The sequence below is a fragment of the Duganella sp. BJB1802 genome, from assembly GCF_013369445.1.
Lineage (GTDB): Bacteria > Pseudomonadota > Gammaproteobacteria > Burkholderiales > Burkholderiaceae_D > Rugamonas > Rugamonas vulcania_A.
In genome coordinates this window covers 154,722-171,729 of record NZ_JABWEF010000010.1, presented here as the reverse complement: position 1 = coordinate 171,729, position 17,008 = coordinate 154,722, and the positions used below count along the sequence as shown (strand labels likewise).

Genomic DNA, 17,008 nt, shown 5'->3' with positions numbered 1-17,008 from the left:
GCTACAAATCGCCGGCCAGGCGGCGGCCGGCGATCAGGCCGCCGCTATTCGCTGACCTCGACCACGCGGCCGTTCAATGGCTGCACGGGACGCGCATTCATTTTGTAGAGCTTGTGGAATTCGGCCAGCTGTTTCTTCGACAGCTCGACCGGTGTGCGCAGCACCTGCCAGCGCACGCCGTCGCTGCACGGCGGCGTCGTCAACGAGCCCATGAACTTGAAGTAGGCGTGGTTGGCGGGCAGCACGTCGGCCGGGTTGAAGCTGGCCAGCTGCACCGGCTTGCCCTCGGCCGGCAGCGCGTCGAACACCGGCGCCAGCGTCTTGTTCTCGGCGCCCTCCTTGAACAGCACGGCGACCACCGACAGCTTGCCGTCCGCGCTCTTGTGGACGAAGTGCGCCACCATCGGATAATTGACGCCGTTGATCTTTTCCTCGCTCGGCGTGTGGAAGTGGAACTGCAGCAGGTTGGCGCTGTCGTCGCCCGCCTTCAGCGCGCTGCCGGGCGGCAGGTTGATCTGCACCGTGTGGCCGTTGTTGATCATCTCGGCGGGGCCGGCCGCGTAGTTGAAAGCCAGCGGGGCCAGCGGGGCCTTCTTGGCGTTGCGCTCTTCGATATTGATCGGCGACTGTTCCTTGCTCAGTTTGCAGGCGGTGTTCGCCGCGTCCAGCTCGGCCCAATGCGCCGGGTCGCCCTTGCCCTGATAGCCCCAGTGCGGATGCTCGGCATGGTCTTGTGCGTAGGCGGCGCATGACAAGGCCAGCATGGCGCCCATGGCGAGGATATTCGTTTTTTTCATAGGTTCTCCCTTTCAGTTCAACAGTTATATGCCACGTCATCCGGTCTGTTTCAGCATTCGATACTATGCCCGTCAAAAATTATTGGCTAGGAAAATCCTGCTTTATGCGCCCGAAAAGAGACGCTGCGTTCATTTTCCCGGCGCCCGGCTTCCTTCAGCCACTCGGTGAATATCGTCACGCGCGCGGATGCCTGCCTGCGGCCGATCGCATACGAATAGCTACCGCTGTCCACCGGCCCTGAAAGACACCGCAGCGCCTCGATGTCGAGCGTGGCGCGCACAAACGCCTCGGGCACCACCAGCGCGCCGAGCCCCTGGACGGCGGCCTGGATCGCCAACACCGTGTTGTCCAGCTCCAGCGTCGGCTCCAGCGCGCCGGCGTCCAGGCCGTGCGCGCCGCACCAGCCCGGCCACAGGTCGGGACGGGAGCGGGTGCCGATGCGCGGCGCCTTGCCCAGCCAGCGCAGCTGCTCCACCTTGCGCGCGGCCATGCCCGACATGAAGGCGGGACTTGCAACCAGCACGGAACGCTCCCGCATGAACGTCTGGAACGGCAGGCCGCGCAATTCCGCCACGTCGCGCCGCAGGAACACGTCGGCCGGCGAGGCCGGGTCGATGTCGCCCTCCACGGTGCGGATCTGCACGTTCAGTCGCGGGTGGCGCTCGCGGAACGCCGGCAGCTGCGGGATCAGCCAGTGCATCGCCAGCGTCACGCTGGTGTCGACCAGGATGGACGCCTGGCGCCGCGCGCGTCCGCCGGTATCGAGCGCCTCCTTGATCGCCGCCATCTTCGCGCCTACGCCGTCGTGCAGCTTGCGCCCGGCCGGCGTCAGCGTCGCCGGGGCGCCGGCGTTGCGGTCGAACAGCACCTGCCGCAGGTGGGCTTCCAGCGACCGGACCTGCCGGCTGACCGCGCCCGGCGTCAGGTGCAGCGCCTGCGCGGCCTGGCGGAAGCCGCCCTCCTGCACGACGACGCAAAAGACATGCAGGGCATTGAGTGGCAGTTGAAGTGACATGGCGGTCCGCTAGTGTTGAGAAATACTCAACGCATCATACCAAAAACTCGTTTGCCCGCCGGCGGGCGGCAACGCATCATTGCGGCCATGGTGCACAACAGGGAGGACAGGCGATGGGCGAGGCGTATTGGTTGTTTGTGGTCATGGTGGTGTTCACCGTCGCCAGCCCCGGTCCCGGCGTGCTGATGACGCTCGATAACGCGGTCGCCGGCGGCTGGCGCGCGGCGATGCAGGGCGTGCTGGGACTGGCGCTCGGCGCGGCGCTGATGGCGGGCCTGTCATCGGCCGGCATCGGCTTGCTGGTCCGTTCCTCGCCGTCGCTGTTCCAGCTGCTCAAATATGCGGGCGTCGCCTACCTGTTCCACCTGTCGTTCAAGACCTGGCGGCGCGATCCGAAGACGCCAGCGCCCATGGACCGCCGCGAGACCGCCCCCGCCGCCGGCGCGGCCCGCAAGCGCCTGCTGGACGGCGCGCTGCTCCAGACCAGCAATCCCAAGTCGCTGTTCTTCTTCCTGTCCGTGCTGCCGCAGGTCGCCCGTGGCGCGGGCGGGCAGCCGCTGTGGCAGGTGCTGGCGGTGGCGACCTATTGCATCGCGCTGGTCCTGATCCACGGGCTGTATGCCGGCCTGGCCGCCAGGGCCGGCGTCTGGCTGAGCCGCCCCGGCAGCGCGCGGCTGCTGTCGCGCCTGAGCGCGCTCATGTTTTTCACGTTCGGCGTCACGATGCTGACGCTGAAGATGTGAGCTCCGGCGATTCCCACCCCGGCCCGACGATGTTGGAGGCGACGCGGTTGCGGCCCTGCGACTTGGCGCGGTACAGCGCCTGGTCGGCGGCCTCGATCAGATCGACCGGCTCGGATTCGAAGCGCACCGGCGCGAACGACTCGACCCCGGCGCTGAGCGTCACATGGCCGGTGGGATTGCCGGGGTGCTTCAGTTGCAGCGCCTCGATGGCGGCCAGGATTTTCGCGGCCACGGCGACGGCGCCCGCCACGTCGGTCCCCGGCAGCAGCACCGCCAGCTCCTCGCCGCCATAGCGCGCGGCGACGTCGCCCGGCCGGTGCTTGCTGGCCGCGACCACCCTGCCGATCGCCTTCAGGCACTCGTCGCCGGCGGCGTGGCCGTACATATCGTTGTACTGCTTGAAGCAGTCGACATCGAGCATGACCAGCGCCAGCGGACTGCCGCTGCGCATGGCGCGGCTGAATTCGTTCTGCAGCGCGGTGTCGAAATGGCGGCGGTTGCTCAAGCCGGTCAGGCCGTCCTGCATGGCCAGCCGTTCCAGCTCGTGGTTCAGCGCCTCCAGCCCGTTGCGGGCCTGTACCAGTTCGTCCTCCGCCTGGATCCGCCACCGGATCTGGCGCACCAGGCGCACGCCCAGCATGCCGGTCACCAGCACCAGCAGCAGGATGCCGCCGCTGTCCAGGTACACATCGTCGCGCCACTGCGCCAGCGCCTCGTCCCTGGACAGCGCCGCCGAGACGACCAGCGGATATTGATCCAGGCGCCGGTAGCTGTTAATCCGCGTCACGCCGTCCTGGGCCGACGGGAAGGTGACGGTGCCGGCGGCGGCCCTCGGCAGGTAGTAGCTAAAGAGCGGCAATTTCGAGATGTCGCGCCCCAGCGATTTTTCGTTGAAGGGCCGACGCACCAGCAGGATGCCGTCCTCCAGCGCCAGCTGGATGGCGCCCTCCTGTCCGATATTGAAGCGCTGGAAGTACTTCTGGAAGTATTCCATGTTGATGGTGGCCAGCACCACCCCGCCGAAGCCGCCGTCCGGCCGGTTGTAGCGGCGCGACACCGTCACGATCCAGTCGCCGGTCGATTTGCTGCGCACGGGCGGGCCGATGTGGATGCCCCGGCCCGCATGTTCGCGGTGGTAGATGAAGTACTCGCGGTCCGAGTTGTTCTGCCCGCGCAGCAGCACCGGCTGCGAGTTGACCAGCCAGCGTCCATCGTCGCCGTAGATGAATATCCCGTGCAGCTGCGGCAGTTCGGCGACGCGGTGCACCAGCAGGTCGTGGATGCGGCCGAATTCCCGTCCCGCCGGGTCCTGGTTTTCGATGCGCTCCACCAGTCCGACCAGCACCGTGTCAGCCTCCTTGATGGTGTCGTAGGCATGCTGCGCCACCGCCTCGGCGAGGTTGGCGGCCGCCGTTTCCGATTCCTTCAACTGGATCGTCCGGGCGCGCACGCTGAGCCAGGCCTGCTCGCCGATCAGCGACACGCACACCAGGACCACGAGGAAGATGGCCAAGAACATGATGGGCAGCCGGTTCCCGCCCTGGGCGGCGGGCTGGCCGGGCGGCTGTTCCGGTGTGTTGCTCGACATCATAGGCGGCACCTCGAAGTGTCATCGACCAGGCAAAGACCAAGTATGTGCGATTTACGGGGATGAAAACTCTCACATTATCACAGCGGGCGGGGTCATTTCCTTCAATACGGCGGCGGCCGCGCCGCGTATCGTCCGCCCCGGTACTGTCAATTCTTATCGGAGCCCCCCCACCATGACCATCCTGCTTTCCATGGCCGCCTTCGCGCTGGCCTCATCGATCACCCCCGGCCCGGTCAACATCGTCGCGCTGAGCAGCGGCGCGCGGCACGGCCTGCGCGCCAGCCTGCGCCACGTGACCGGGGCCACCGTCGGCTTCACCGCGCTGCTGCTGCTGACCGGCCTGGGACTGCACGAACTGCTGGCCCGCGCGCCGGCGCTGACGCGGGCGATCCAGCTGGCCGGCGTGGCCTTCCTGCTGTTCATGGCCTGGAAGCTGGCGCGCGACGACGGCGCGCTCGCGGCCGGCGGCCACGGCAGGCGGCCGTCGCTGGCGATGGGCGCGGCCATGCAGTGGCTCAATCCGAAAGCCTGGGTGGCGGCGGTGGCGGGCATGGGCGCGTTCGCGGCCGACGGCGATGCCGCGCTGGTGTGGCGGTTCGCCGCGCTGTACTTCGTGATCTGCTATGCCTCGATCGCCTGCTGGGCCTACGCCGGCGCCTTCCTCGGCCGGCGCCTGGCCGATCCGGCCGGCATGCGCCGCTTCAACCGCGCCATGGCGCTGCTGCTGGCGGCCAGCGCGCTCTACCTGCTGCTCAGCGCAGGTACTGCCCCGGCGTCGCCGCCAGCAGCTGCTTGAAGGTGCGCTGGAAATGCGCCTGGTCGGCGAAGCCGGTCGCCAGCGCGACCTCGGCGATCGCCGCGCCGCCCTTGAGCAGGCCGCGCGCCAGCTGGATGCGGCGGTTCAGCAGGTAGGCGTGCGGCGTCATGCCGTAGCGCTTGCGGAAGGCGCGGATCAGGTAGGACGGCGACAGCCCGGCCGCGCCGCAGATGTCCTCCAGCTTCAGCGCCGCCGCGCAGTGGTCGCGGATGTAGTCGGCCGCGCGGTCGAGCTTGCGGTTGGCCTCGCGCTCGACGATGGCCGCCGGGTCCAGGCTGGACTGCACCTGGCCGAAGAAGTCCACCGCCGCGCACTGCCGCAGCAGCTGGTCGGCGCCGTCCGCCGTCAGCACGTCGTAGAAGCGGTTGAAGCCCGCGTACAGCGCCGGCGCCGTGCTCATGGCCGCCGCGAACGGACGGAAATCGTGGAAGCCCCATTCGCGCTGCAGGTCCGCCAGCCAGGCGCGGTCCACATACAGCATGCGGTAGGACCAGGTCTCGTCGGCGATCGGGTTGCAGGCGTGGACGTCGCCGGGATTCATCAGCACCACGGTGCCCGGCCCCACCTGCTGACGCGAGGACCGGTTCAGGTAATCGGTGCGGCCGGCGCGGATCGCGCCGATCGAGAACGTCTCGTGCGCGTGCCTGCCGTAGCAAAGCTTGCGGCCGTCGCCGACCGTGCGGGCCTCGATGAAGGGCAGGCTGGCGTCGCGCCAGAAACGGGATCCGGGTTGGGGGTTCGGTTGTGGCATTCCGCCAGCATACCGCATCCCCGGACGCGGCGAAGCTGCTTTGGAGAAAACACTAGACGACTGGTCTAATTGTGCTATGATGGCGCCACCATGACGACAGAACACCAAAACGTCCGCCAGCACATCCTGGACACGGGCAAGACCATCATCACCGGCAAAGGCTTTGCCGGCGTGGGCTTGAACGAGATCCTGACGGCGGCCGGCGTGCCCAAGGGCTCCTTCTACCACTACTTCAAGTCCAAGGAGCTGTTCGGCGAGGCGCTGCTGGACGACTATATCGAGCGCTACCTGGCGCAGATGGACGTCACGCTGAACCAGCCCGGCCAGAGCGCCGCGCGCTCGCTGATGGACTACTGGGCCAGCTGGGACGACCTCGACGCGGACAGTTGCGACTGCCGCTGCCTGGTGGTCAAGCTCAGCGGCGAAGTGGCGGACATGTCGGAAGCCATGCGCACCACGCTGCTGGAAGGCACCAACCGCATCGTCGGCCGGCTGGCCGGCAGCATCGAGCGGGCGATGGCGGACGGCTCGCTGCGCGACGTCGGCGATGCGCGGCACACGGCGCTGACACTGTACCAACTGTGGCTGGGCGCCGCGCTGCTGACCAAGCTGCGGCGCGAGCCCAGCGCGCTGCGCGCCGCCTGGCAAGCCACGCTGTCCATCCTCAACCTTGGGGGTCAAGTCTGACATTCGGACACGAGCTGTTCAGTAGCGGGCTGCTACTGAACAGCTCGTGTCCGAATGTCAGACTTGACCCCATTTTTTGACCCCATTTCTAGACGACCAGTCTAATATCAGGAGCCAGCATGAAGAATTTTGAATTCCACAACCCCACCAAGATCGTCTTCGGCGCGGACACCGTCGCTCAACTGTCGCGTCTGGTGCCGGAATCGGCCCGCGTGCTGATCCTGTACGGCGGCGCCAGCGCCGAAAAGACCGGCACCCTGGCCGAGGTGCGCCGCGCCCTCGGCGCCCGCATCAGCCGCGAGTTCGGCGGCATCGAACCCAACCCCAGCTACGAAACCCTGATGCGCGCCGTCGACCAGGTGCGCCGCGACGAGATCGACTTCCTGCTGGCGGTCGGCGGCGGCTCGGTCATCGACGGCACCAAGTTCGCCGCCGCCGCCGCGCTGTACGACGGCGAGCCGTGGGAGATCGCCCAGAGCGGCGGCGCCAAGGTGCGCCGCGCCCTGCCCTTCGGCGCCGTGCTGACCCTGCCCGCCACCGGCTCGGAGATGAACAACGGCGCCGTGGTCACCCACAAGGCCACCCACGCCAAGCTGCCGTTCCGCAGCCCGCTGCTGTTCCCGCAGTTCTCGGTGCTCGATCCGGCCAAGACCTTCACGCTGCCGATCAAACAGGTCGCCAACGGCCTGGTCGACGCCTTCGTCCACACGGTCGAGCAATACCTGACCTATCCGGTGCAGGCGCTGGCGCAGGACCGCTTCGCCGAGGGCCTGCTGCAGACGCTGGTCGAGATCGCGCCGCAAGCGCTGGCCGCGCCCGACGACTACGCCACCCGCGCCAACCTGATGTGGACCGCCACCCTGGCGCTCAACGGCCTGATCGGCGCGGGCGTGCCGCAGGACTGGGCCACCCACATGATCGGCCACGAGCTCACCGCGCTGTACGACATCGACCACGCGCGCACGCTGGCGCTGGTGCTGCCGTCGCTGCTGGACGTACAGCGCGACAGCAAACACGCGAAGCTGTTGCAATACGGCGAGCGCGTCTGGGGCATCCGCGACGGCAGCGACGAGCAACGCATCGACGCCGCCATCGCCCGCACCCGCGCGTTCTTCGAAGGCCTGGGCATCCCGACCCGATTGTCGGCCTACCAGCTGGGCCAGGAGGCGGTCGAGGCCGTGCTGGCGCAACTGCAGGCGCACGGCATGACCAGCCTGGGCGAGCACCGCGACATCGACCTGGCCCGCAGCCGCCGCATCCTCGAAGCCGCACTGTAATTCCACCCCACACACAAAGGACACGACATGAACATCCTGATGGTACTCACCTCGCACGACCAACTGGGCAACACCGGCCACAAGACCGGCTTCTGGCTGGAGGAATTCGCCGCGCCGTACTACGCGCTGAAGGAAGCCGGCGCCCAGCTGACGCTGGTCTCGCCGCTGGGCGGACAGCCGCCGCTGGATCCGAAGAGCGACGCGCCCGAATCGCAGACCCCGGCCACCATCCGCTTCAAGGCCGATCCCGAGGCGCAAGCCGCGCTGGCCCACACCGGCAAGCTGGCCGAGGTCTCGGCGGCCGATTTCGACGCCGTGTTTTATCCGGGCGGCCACGGCCCGCTGTGGGACCTGGCCGAGGACCGCGCCTCGATCGCGCTGATCGAAGCCATGCTGGCGGCCGGCAAACCGGTGGCGGCGGTGTGCCACGCGCCCGGCGTGCTGCGCCACGTGAAGGCGGCCGACGGCAGCCCGCTGGTGCGCGGCAAGCGGGTGACCGGCTTCACCAACACCGAGGAGGAAGCGGTCGGCCTGACCCAGGTCGTGCCCTTCCTGGTCGAGGACATGTTGAAGGAACACGGCGGCATCTACTCCAAGCTGGGCGACTGGCAAGCTTACGCCATCACCGACGGCCTGCTGGTGACCGGCCAGAACCCGGCCTCGTCGGAAGCGGCCGCCGCCGCGCTGCTCAAGCTGCTGGCCTGAGGCCGCACACCAAAAGCCGCTTGCCCTGCCGTTGAATCAATGCAAAAATGATATCTCCATTGCCTTACCCAACAGGAGAATACGATGAGCTTACTGGATCAACTTGCAGGGCAGGTCATGGGATCGCTGGGCGGCCAGCAGGGCGAAGAAGCGCAGCAGGGGAACCTGCTGTCGGGCGTGATGGTGATGATAGACCGGGCCGGCGGCGTGCCGGCCGTGCTGGAGAAACTCAAGGAGAGCGGCCTGGCCGACCAGGTCATGTCCTGGATCGGCACCGGCGCCAACCAGGCCATTTCCGGCGACCAGCTGGAGGCGGCGCTGGGCTCGGACCAGTTACAGCAGATCGCCGGCCACGCCGGCATCGATCCGCAGCAGGTGTCGTCCGGCCTGGCCGGCATGCTGCCGCAGATTATCGACCAGCTGACGCCGCACGGCGAAATGCCGGCCGACGGCCTGCTGGCGCAGGGCCTGACCCTGCTGAAGGCGCGCCTGAGCGCCTGATCACCACATCAGGTCGTCGGGGATCTGGAAGGCGGCGTATGGATCGTCTTCCTCCACCGCGGTGGTGCTCTTGTTGACGCGCACCACCAGCGCCGGATCGCGCTCGGCGATCTTGTCGGCGATCACGCGCGGCACCAGTTCGGCCACGCCGTTCAGCACCACGATCACCAGCCGCCCCGCGACCAGGTGCTCGCGCACCGCCGCCGTCACGAACATGCGCTCGATCTTGCTGCCGTGCGTGTAGTTGTAGGCGATGTCGCCGTTGTGGCCCTTGCTCTGGCGGTTCTGCTGCACCATCTGCGCGATCTGCGCCAGGATGGCCTTCTGCTGCGCGGCGGCGTCGCGCTGCGCGTTCAGTTCGCGGTTGCGCTCGGCCAGCTTGCGCTGCGCCTCCTGCGCGGCCAGCTTGGCTTCGTCCACGCTCTGCGTGCCGGTGCGACGCTCTTCCTTCTTCTGCTTGCTCTTTTCCTGATTGGCGACCTTGACCTTGTTCTTGGCCACCAGGCCGGCCTTCAGCAATTGATCTTGTAACGAAACCATGTGTACCACTCCATAAAAAAGGTCCGCCGCCCCTGCGGGCAACGGCCTCCATTATAGGCTAGGCCGCATGCGAGGCCAGCGAGGCGCGCAAGGTCATCGTCACCGGATAGCCGCGCGTGACGGGACGCTGCAGGTCGTAGCAGCTGTTGAGCAAGGCGTTGATGCCGTTCTGCGTCATCTCGCGCCACGGCATGTGCACCGTGGTCAGGCGCGGCGCCGAGAATTCCGCGCTGGGCGTGTCGTCGTAGCCGATCACCGACAGCTCGTGCGGCACGCGGATGCCGGCCTCCTGGAAGTAGGACAGCGCGCCCACCGCCATCTCGTCGTTGGCGCAGAACAGCGCGCTGCACGGGTGCTTCGAGTCCATCAACTCCTTGGCCGCCGACCAGCCGCCGGCCGGCGAGAAGTCGCGCTCGGTCACCCACAGCCTGGCGGTGTCGACGCCGTTGGCCCGCAGCTCGTCGAGGAAGGCGTTGACCCGCACCACGTTGTCCGGCAGGCTGGCCGGCCCGGCCACCACGGCGATCTCGCGGTGCCCGTGGTCGAGCAGGGTGCGCGCCGCCATCCGCCCGCCCAGCATGTGGTCGACCGTGAAGCACTGCCCGGCCAGGCTGTCGAAGCTGTGGTTGAGCACCACCATGCGCTTGTGCTGGAAGCGCAGCGCGACGATGTCCTCCTCCTGCAGCACGTTGGTCATCAGGATCAGGCCGTCGCAGCCGCGCTCGATCAGGAAGGCGATGCCCTCGATCGCCTGCTGGCGCGCGCCGCCCAGGCCGGCGCCGAAGGCCACCACCATGTGCAGGCCGGCGGCGCGCAATTCGTTGTCGATGATTTGCAGGATGGGCGTGTAGAAGGTGCCGCTGAGCACCGGGATGTACACGCCTATCATCTGGCTCGACCCCGACAGCAGCGTGCGCGCCGCGTGCGAAGGCCGGAAGTCCAGCGCCTCGATGGCCGCCCTGACCCGCGCCAGCGTGGCCGGCGACACCGATCCCTTGCCGCTGACTACGCGCGAGGCGGTGCCCAGTCCTACGCCCGCCAGGCGGGCTACGTCCTTGATGGTGGCCATGGCGACCGCCTTTCCGATGGGGTGTGCATGCAAAGTGTCTCTTTTTGGAAACGTTCCCAGACATGTTGCACGGCTTGCTTTCCTCTGTCAACGAAAACCCGGCCCCGTTTATGCGGCATCGCAAATTGACTTCGAAATTCGTTCGGTGCTATATTTGCCACATGAATTGGAAACCTTTCCAATTCTAGATCGACGGAAGTTGGCAGCGGGCAGTTCATAAAAAACACAGGAGATGACATGCATTATCCAAAGACACGACAAAAATTAATGAGTCTGGCGGTGGCCGGCGCCTGCGCGGCGGCGGCCGCCCAGGTGCTGGCGCAGGAAGCGCCCGCCAAGGCCGCCGAACCGGAAGTCCAGAGCGTGGTGGTGACCGGTCTGCGCCAGAGCTTGCTTTCGTCGATGAACCTCAAGCGCAATTCCGACGGCATCGTCGACGGCATCGTGGCCGAGGACATCGGCAAGTTCCCCGACACCAACCTGGCCGAATCGCTGCAGCGCATTTCCGGCGTGTCGATCGACCGCTCGATCGGCGAGGGCTCGAAGATCACCGTGCGCGGCGTCGGCCCCGACTTCAACCTGGTGCTGCTGAACGGCCGCCAGATGCCGACCTCCAACCTGGGCGACCTCAACGGCCGCGCCTTCGACTTCGCCAACCTGGCCTCGGAAGCGATCGCGCAGCTGCAGGTGTACAAGACCAGCCGCGCCGAAACGCCGACCGGCGGCATCGGCGCCACCGTCAACGTGATGACGGCGCGCCCGTTCGACCGTCCCGGCATGCATTCGAGCGTGGGCGTCAAGGGCGTGTACGACAGCACCAACGGCAACCTGCCGGGCGACATCAAGGCCAGCCGCTCGACCACGCCGGAACTGTCCGGCCTGTACTCGAACACCTTCGACAACAACAAGTTCGGCGTGGCGCTGACCGGCAGCTACCAGGAACGCAACCTGGGCTACAACACCGCGGCCGTCTCCAACGGCTGGAAGGGCCCGTTCCGCGGCGACGACAACAGCTGGGGCACCATCCCCAAGGGCAGCGCCACCAATCCCCCCGGCGCGAGCGACCTGTACTCGGTGCCGCAAAACCTGAACTACAACTTCAACGGCGTCAAGCGCCAGCGCACCAACGCCCAGCTGACCCTGCAGTACAAGCCGGTCGACAAGCTGGTCACCACGCTGGACTACACCTATTCCGAAAACAAGATCCAGACCAAGCGCAACGACATCTCGGCCTGGTTCAACTTCGGTGGGTCGAACAGCTCGTGGACCGGCGGCCCGGTCCAGAGCCCGCTGATCTACAAGGAACTCCTGGACGGCACCTCCGACATCGCCATGGGCGGCGCCGACTTCGCCACCAAGACGCAGAACAAATCGCTGGGCTTCAACGCCGTGTGGAAGCCGACCAACGACCTGCGCTTCGAGCTCGACACCCACCACTCGACCGCCGAGTCGCGCGCCGACAGCCCCTTCGGTTCGAGCAACACGCTCGGCACCGCCAGCTTCAGCCGTGGCGACACCACGGCCGACTTCAGCCACGACTTCCCGGTGCTGAGCATCGCCGGCGCCGACTTCACCAAGGCGCCGCAGCAGGTCACCGGTTCGGTGTTCACCAACGGCTACATGAAGGGCGAGGTCGACCAGACCCAGGTCAAGGGCGCATGGAAAGTGCTGGAAGCGTCCGAGCTGAAGTTCGGCGCCACCGTGTCCGAGGTGAAGAACCGCTCGGCCTTCTCCAACCAGCAGCGCGACACCTGGAGCGGCGCCACCAAGCCGTCCGATTATCCTAGCAGCGTGTGGCATCCCGAGTCGGTGCGCCAGTACTTCGACCATATCGACGGCAGCGGCAGCCCCAGCCTGTTCAACCAGTTCTACACCTTCAACTTCGCCCAGGTGCGCCAGCTGGCGGCGACCGCGTCGGGCAAGCCCGAGCTGTACCTGCCGAAGACCACCTTCGACCACGACGCCCGCACCACCGAGAAGTCCAACTCGGCCTTCGTCCAGTTCAACACCGACTGGGACACCAAGCTGCCGATCCGCACCTCGGTCGGCCTGCGCTACGAAACCACCGACGTCACCTCGACCGCGCTGGTGCCGGCGGCGGTGGGCATCAGCTGGGTGTCGCAGAACGAGTTGCCGATCACCTTCGGCGATCCGACCTTCACCACGCTGACCGGCAAGTACCACAACCTGCTGCCGAGCTTTGACTCCGACATCGAGCTGACGCCGAACCAGAAACTACGCCTGAGCCTGGGCGAGACCATCGGCCGTCCGCGCTACGACCAGATCCAGGGCGGCACTACGCTGGACTCGCTGGTGCGCGCCAACGGCGGCACCGGCAGCCAGGGCAACCCGGCGCTGAAGCCGGTCAAGTCCAAGAACCTGGACCTGTCCTACGAGTGGTACTACGGCAAGCAGAACTTCTTCTCGCTGGGCTACTTCCGCAAGAACCTGGAGAACTACGCCGGCCAGTCGCAGTTCGACGCCACGCCGTTCAACCTGCACACGCCGGTGGGCGGCAAGTTCTGGAACGAGGCGCTGGCCAGCGGCTGCACCACCGCCGACACCACCTGCATCCGCGACTACATCTTCCGCAACCACGACGGCGCGCCGGGCGTGACGCGCGGCCCCGATACCGGAACCGGCGACAGCAAGCACACCACCGGCACCATCGTCGGCCAGCCGAGCGATCCGGTCGCCAACTTCAAGATCAACTCCTTCTCCAACCAGAAGGCGGCCAGCCTGAACGGCCTGGAGGTGAACTTGCAGCACATGTTCGGCAACAGCGGCTTCGGCGTGTCGACCAACTACACCTATGTGCACTCGGGCCTGAAGTACGACAACGCCAAGCTGGGCGAGCAGTTCGCGCTGGTCGGGCTGTCGAACTCGTCGAACGTGGTCGGCATCTACGAGGACAAGAACTTCACCGCCCGCCTGGCCTACAACTGGCGCGGCGAGTTCCTGTCGTCGACCTTCGACGGCTCCGGCCCGAACCCGCAGTACGTGGAAGCGTACGGCCAGGTCGACGTCAGCATCGGCTACAACTACAACGAGAAGCTGAGCTTCCAGTTCGAGGGCATCAACGTGGGCAACTCGATCCAGCGTGTGCACAGCCGCACCAAGCAGCAGCTGGAGTCGGTCACGCAGCAGGGCCCGCGCTACATGATCGGCGCGCGCTACAAGTTCTAACCGGTAGTTGATCGTTCCGGGGCCGCTGCCTGTCAGCGGCCCTTTTCGGTTAGACTTTAGCAATCTCATCCTTAAACCAAGGCGAGCAATATGGTCCGACGCATCGTGATTGTGGGAGGCGGTTCCGCCGGCTGGCTGACGGCCGGCCTGATCGCGGCCGACCACCAGGGCACGTCCCTGCACATCACCCTGATCGAGTCGCCCGACATCGCGCCCATCGGCGTGGGCGAAGGCACCTGGCCCAGCATGCGCGACACGCTGCGCCGCATCGGCGTGTCCGAATCCGATTTCTTCCGCGAGTGCGACGCCTCGTTCAAGCAGGGCTCGCGCTTCAACCGCTGGGTGACCGGCGCGGACAACGACTACTACTTCCATCCCTTCGTGCTGCCGCAAGGCTACGACGAAGTGAACCTGCCGGAGCAATGGCAGGCGCAGCATCCCGACATCCCGTTCGCCGACCTGGTCAGCTACCAGCCGCACCTGTGCGTCCACGGCCGCGCGCCCAAGCAGGTGGTGACGCCGGAGTTCTCGTCGGTGGCCAACTACGGCTACCATCTCGACGCCGGCAAGTTCGGTGTCTTCCTGCGCAAGCACTGCCTGGAAAAGCTGGGCGTGCATTACGTGCCGGACAACGTGGTCGGCATCGCCAGCCACGACAACGGCGACATCGCCGCGCTGCACACACAAACGCACGGCGCGCTGGAAGGCGACCTGTTCATCGACTGCACCGGCATGCAGTCGCTGCTACTGGGCAAACACTACCAGGTGCCCTTCCTGTCGCAGAAACACGTGCTGTACAACGACACGGCGCTGGCGGTGCAGATCCCCTACCCCGACGACAACCACCCGATCGCCTCGCAGACCTCGTCCACCGCGCAAAGCGCCGGCTGGATCTGGGACATCGGCCTGCCGACCCGGCGCGGCGTCGGCCACGTGTACTCTAGCGCCCACATCGGCGACGAGCAGGCCGAGGCCGAGCTGCGCCGCTACATCACCGACACCGGCGGCCCGCAGGACATCCCGCCGCCGCGCAAGCTCAGCTTCAACCCCGGCTACCGCGAACGCTTCTGGCACCGCAACTGCGTGGCCATCGGCCTGTCGGCCGGCTTCATCGAGCCGCTGGAGGCGTCGGCGCTGGCGCTGGCGGAAATGTCGGCCGCCATGGTCAGCGACGAACTGCCGGCCACGCGCGCGGCGATGGACATCGTCGCCGCCCGTTTCAACGAAGCCTTCACCTACCGCTGGGAGCGGGTGATCGACTTCCTCAAGCTGCACTACGTGCTGAGCCAGCGCCGCGACAGCGACTACTGGCGCGACAACACCGCCGCCGTCCCCGACCGGCTGGGCGACTTGCTGACCCTGTGGCGCCACCGCGCGCCATCGCGCAACGACTTCAACCGCATCGAGGAAGTGTTCCCGTGGGCCAGCTACCAGTACGTGTTGTACGGCATGGGCTTCCGCAGCGAATTCACGAATCCCCAGCCGCGCCAGGCCGCGCTGGCCGACGGCTATTTCCGCGAGGCCGCCGAGCTGACCCACAAGATGCTGGGCGGACTGCCGGACAACCGCACACTGATCAACCACATCAAGCGCCACGGCTTGCAGAAAATCTAAATCACGAGAGACCACATGCCGAACATCGTATTGCTCAACAATGTAGACCACAAGGACCTGCGCGTCATCACCCGCCACGGCGCGCAGTTCGGCGACCGCCAGATGTGGGCGACCACCTTCCCTTCCGAATTCCGCGACGTGCAGGCCTGCTACCCCATCGTGTTCCGCAAGACCACGGACGGCTTGGGCTTCGAGCCGGTCGCGCTGTTCGGCTTCCAGGAAGAGGAGAACCTGTTCCTCGATGGCCAGCGCTGGGATGCGCCCTACGTGCCGTTGATGATCGAGCGCCAGCCCTTCCTGATCGGCGTCAACGGCACCGAGCTGATGGTGCACATCGACGCCGACAGCCCGCGCGTCAGCCGCGACGAGGGCGAGCCGGTGTTCCTGCCGCACGGCGGCAACAGCGAATTCCTGGAGCGCGTCAGCGCGATGCTACTGACCATCCACCAGGGCCTGCAGGCCACGCCGGCCTTGCTGTCGGCGCTGCTGCAGCACGAGCTGCTGGAAAGCTTCGTGCTCGACGTCGAGCTGAACGACGGCTCGCAGAACCGCCTGGTCGGCTTCTACACCATCAACGAGGACAAGCTGGCGGCGCTGGACGCGGACGCCGTGGCCGCGCTGCACCGGGCCGGCCACCTGCACAGCATCTACATGGTGCTGGCCTCGCTGTCGAACTTCCGCATGCTCATCGACCGCAAGAACGCCCATGCCTGAAGCCCTGCGCGAGATCAGCGGCCTGGGCGTCAACGACCTGGGCGACGACATCCTCACCTCCACTGAGCCGCTGGTGCTGCGCGGCCTGGCCGCCAGCTGGCCGATGGTGCGCGCGACGCTGGCGGACGAACGCGGCGGCGACGCCTACCTGCGCAGCCACTACCGCGACGCCACGGTCGGCGCGATGCTGGGCCCGCCGGAAGCGGGCGGCCGCTTCTTCTACAACGCCGACATGAGCGGCTTCAACTTCTATCCCGTGCACGCCAAGCTGACCGCCGTGCTGGACGAGATCGAAGCCAAGCGCCATCACGAAAACCCGGCCACCGTCTACGTCGGCTCGACCACGGTGGAGACCTGCCTGCCCGGCTTCCGCGAACAGAACGACATCGACCTGGGCGGGCGCGACGCGCTGGCCAGCATCTGGATCGGCAACCGCACCCGCATCGCCGCCCACTACGACGTGCCGGACAACCTGGCCGTAGTGGCGGCCGGCCGGCGCCGCTTCACGCTGTTCCCGCCGGAGCAGCTCAAGAACCTGTACATCGGCCCGCTGGACTTCACGCCGGCCGGCCAGGCCGTCAGCCTGGTGGACCTGCTGAACCCGGACTTCGACAAATATCCGAAGTTCGCCGAGGCGCTGGCGCACGCGCGCACCGCCGAGCTGGGGCCGGGCGACGCCATCTTCATCCCCAGCATGTGGTGGCACCACATCGAATCGCTGGACCCGTTCAACGTGCTGGTCAACTACTGGTGGCGCCAGTCGCCGGACTACATGGACACGCCGACCAGCGCGCTGATGCTGGCCTTCCTCACCATGCGCGACCTGCCGGCGGCGCAGCGCAAGGCGTGGCAGGAGATCTTCCGCCACTACATCTTCGAAGCCGACGAGACCACGGCCGCGCACATTCCCGAGCACGCCCGCCATGTGCTGGCGCCGCTCAACGACGAGGCCGCGCGCGTGCTGCGCGCCCAGACCCTGAAAAAAATACACCGATAAGGA

At 66.9% G+C, this 17,008-nt stretch carries 16 protein-coding genes; 10 read left to right on the top strand and 6 right to left on the bottom strand.

Annotation, left to right across the window (positions count from 1 at the left end; translation table 11 throughout):
* Positions 1-44: 44 nt before the first annotated feature.
* Positions 45-797 carry a carbonic anhydrase gene (locus HUX88_RS17315; protein WP_117014271.1) on the bottom strand — a complete coding sequence of 251 codons (753 nt, stop codon included), beginning with the start codon at positions 795-797 and terminating at the stop codon, positions 45-47.
* Positions 798-883: 86 nt separating this feature from the next.
* Positions 884-1,813 carry a LysR family transcriptional regulator gene (locus HUX88_RS17310; protein ID WP_176362572.1) on the bottom strand — a complete coding sequence of 310 codons (930 nt, stop codon included), beginning with the start codon at positions 1,811-1,813 and terminating at the stop codon, positions 884-886.
* A 113-nt stretch (positions 1,814-1,926) separates the two neighbouring features.
* On the opposite strand from HUX88_RS17310, the gene HUX88_RS17305 reads away from it, so the two are divergent.
* Positions 1,927-2,556, top strand: coding sequence for a LysE family translocator (locus tag HUX88_RS17305; RefSeq protein ID WP_176362571.1), 630 nt, complete (start codon positions 1,927-1,929; stop codon positions 2,554-2,556).
* Here HUX88_RS17305 and HUX88_RS17300 read toward each other — a convergent pair.
* Positions 2,531-4,147: a sensor domain-containing diguanylate cyclase gene (locus tag HUX88_RS17300; RefSeq protein WP_176362570.1), complete on the bottom strand. Its 1,617-nt coding sequence runs from the start codon at positions 4,145-4,147 to the stop codon at positions 2,531-2,533. The two genes, HUX88_RS17305 and HUX88_RS17300, sit on opposite strands and share 26 nt — an antisense overlap.
* A 172-nt stretch (positions 4,148-4,319) precedes the next feature.
* Between HUX88_RS17300 and HUX88_RS17295 the strand changes: the two genes are divergently transcribed.
* On the top strand, positions 4,320-4,943 hold the full coding sequence (locus tag HUX88_RS17295) for a LysE family translocator (RefSeq protein WP_176362569.1): 624 nt from the start codon (positions 4,320-4,322) through the stop codon (positions 4,941-4,943).
* Here HUX88_RS17295 and HUX88_RS17290 read toward each other — a convergent pair.
* Positions 4,900-5,715: an AraC family transcriptional regulator gene (locus HUX88_RS17290; RefSeq protein WP_176362568.1), complete on the bottom strand. Its 816-nt coding sequence runs from the start codon at positions 5,713-5,715 to the stop codon at positions 4,900-4,902. The two genes, HUX88_RS17295 and HUX88_RS17290, sit on opposite strands and share 44 nt — an antisense overlap.
* Before the next feature lie 90 nt (positions 5,716-5,805).
* Here HUX88_RS17290 and HUX88_RS17285 point away from each other — a divergent pair, with 90 nt between their 5' ends.
* The 4 genes from HUX88_RS17285 (at position 5,806) to HUX88_RS17270 (ending at position 8,885) form a co-directional block, all read left to right on the top strand.
* Positions 5,806-6,402 carry a TetR/AcrR family transcriptional regulator gene (locus tag HUX88_RS17285; protein ID WP_117014491.1) on the top strand — a complete coding sequence of 199 codons (597 nt, stop codon included), beginning with the start codon at positions 5,806-5,808 and terminating at the stop codon, positions 6,400-6,402.
* A 119-nt stretch (positions 6,403-6,521) separates the two neighbouring features.
* On the top strand, positions 6,522-7,679 hold the full coding sequence (locus HUX88_RS17280) for an iron-containing alcohol dehydrogenase (protein ID WP_176362567.1): 1,158 nt from the start codon (positions 6,522-6,524) through the stop codon (positions 7,677-7,679).
* 27 nt (positions 7,680-7,706) lie between these two features.
* Positions 7,707-8,384, top strand: coding sequence for a type 1 glutamine amidotransferase domain-containing protein (locus HUX88_RS17275; RefSeq protein ID WP_176362566.1), 678 nt, complete (start codon positions 7,707-7,709; stop codon positions 8,382-8,384).
* 84 nt (positions 8,385-8,468) lie between these two features.
* Positions 8,469-8,885: a YidB family protein gene (locus HUX88_RS17270; RefSeq protein ID WP_117014279.1), complete on the top strand. Its 417-nt coding sequence runs from the start codon at positions 8,469-8,471 to the stop codon at positions 8,883-8,885.
* On the opposite strand, the gene HUX88_RS17265 is transcribed toward HUX88_RS17270, so the two are convergent.
* Positions 8,886-9,425, bottom strand: coding sequence for a DUF2058 domain-containing protein (locus HUX88_RS17265; protein WP_117014280.1), 540 nt, complete (start codon positions 9,423-9,425; stop codon positions 8,886-8,888).
* A gap of 58 nt (positions 9,426-9,483) precedes the next feature.
* Entirely contained in the window at positions 9,484-10,494 is a 1,011-nt protein-coding gene (locus HUX88_RS17260; RefSeq protein WP_176362565.1) for a LacI family DNA-binding transcriptional regulator, read from the bottom strand.
* Positions 10,495-10,731: 237 nt separating this feature from the next.
* Here HUX88_RS17260 and HUX88_RS17255 point away from each other — a divergent pair, with 237 nt between their 5' ends.
* The 4 genes from HUX88_RS17255 (at position 10,732) to HUX88_RS17240 (ending at position 17,005) form a co-directional block, all read left to right on the top strand.
* Positions 10,732-13,680 (top strand): TonB-dependent receptor, encoded by a 2,949-nt coding sequence (locus HUX88_RS17255; RefSeq protein WP_176362564.1) that lies wholly within the window; start codon positions 10,732-10,734, stop codon positions 13,678-13,680.
* A 90-nt stretch (positions 13,681-13,770) separates the two neighbouring features.
* Positions 13,771-15,294 (top strand): tryptophan halogenase family protein, encoded by a 1,524-nt coding sequence (locus HUX88_RS17250; protein WP_176362563.1) that lies wholly within the window; start codon positions 13,771-13,773, stop codon positions 15,292-15,294.
* Between the two features lie 15 nt (positions 15,295-15,309).
* Entirely contained in the window at positions 15,310-16,008 is a 699-nt protein-coding gene (locus HUX88_RS17245) for a SapC family protein (protein WP_176362562.1), read from the top strand.
* Positions 16,001-17,005 carry a cupin-like domain-containing protein gene (locus tag HUX88_RS17240; RefSeq protein ID WP_176362561.1) on the top strand — a complete coding sequence of 335 codons (1,005 nt, stop codon included), beginning with the start codon at positions 16,001-16,003 and terminating at the stop codon, positions 17,003-17,005. Before HUX88_RS17245 ends, HUX88_RS17240 begins: the two co-directional genes overlap by 8 nt.
* Positions 17,006-17,008: the final 3 nt, after the last annotated feature.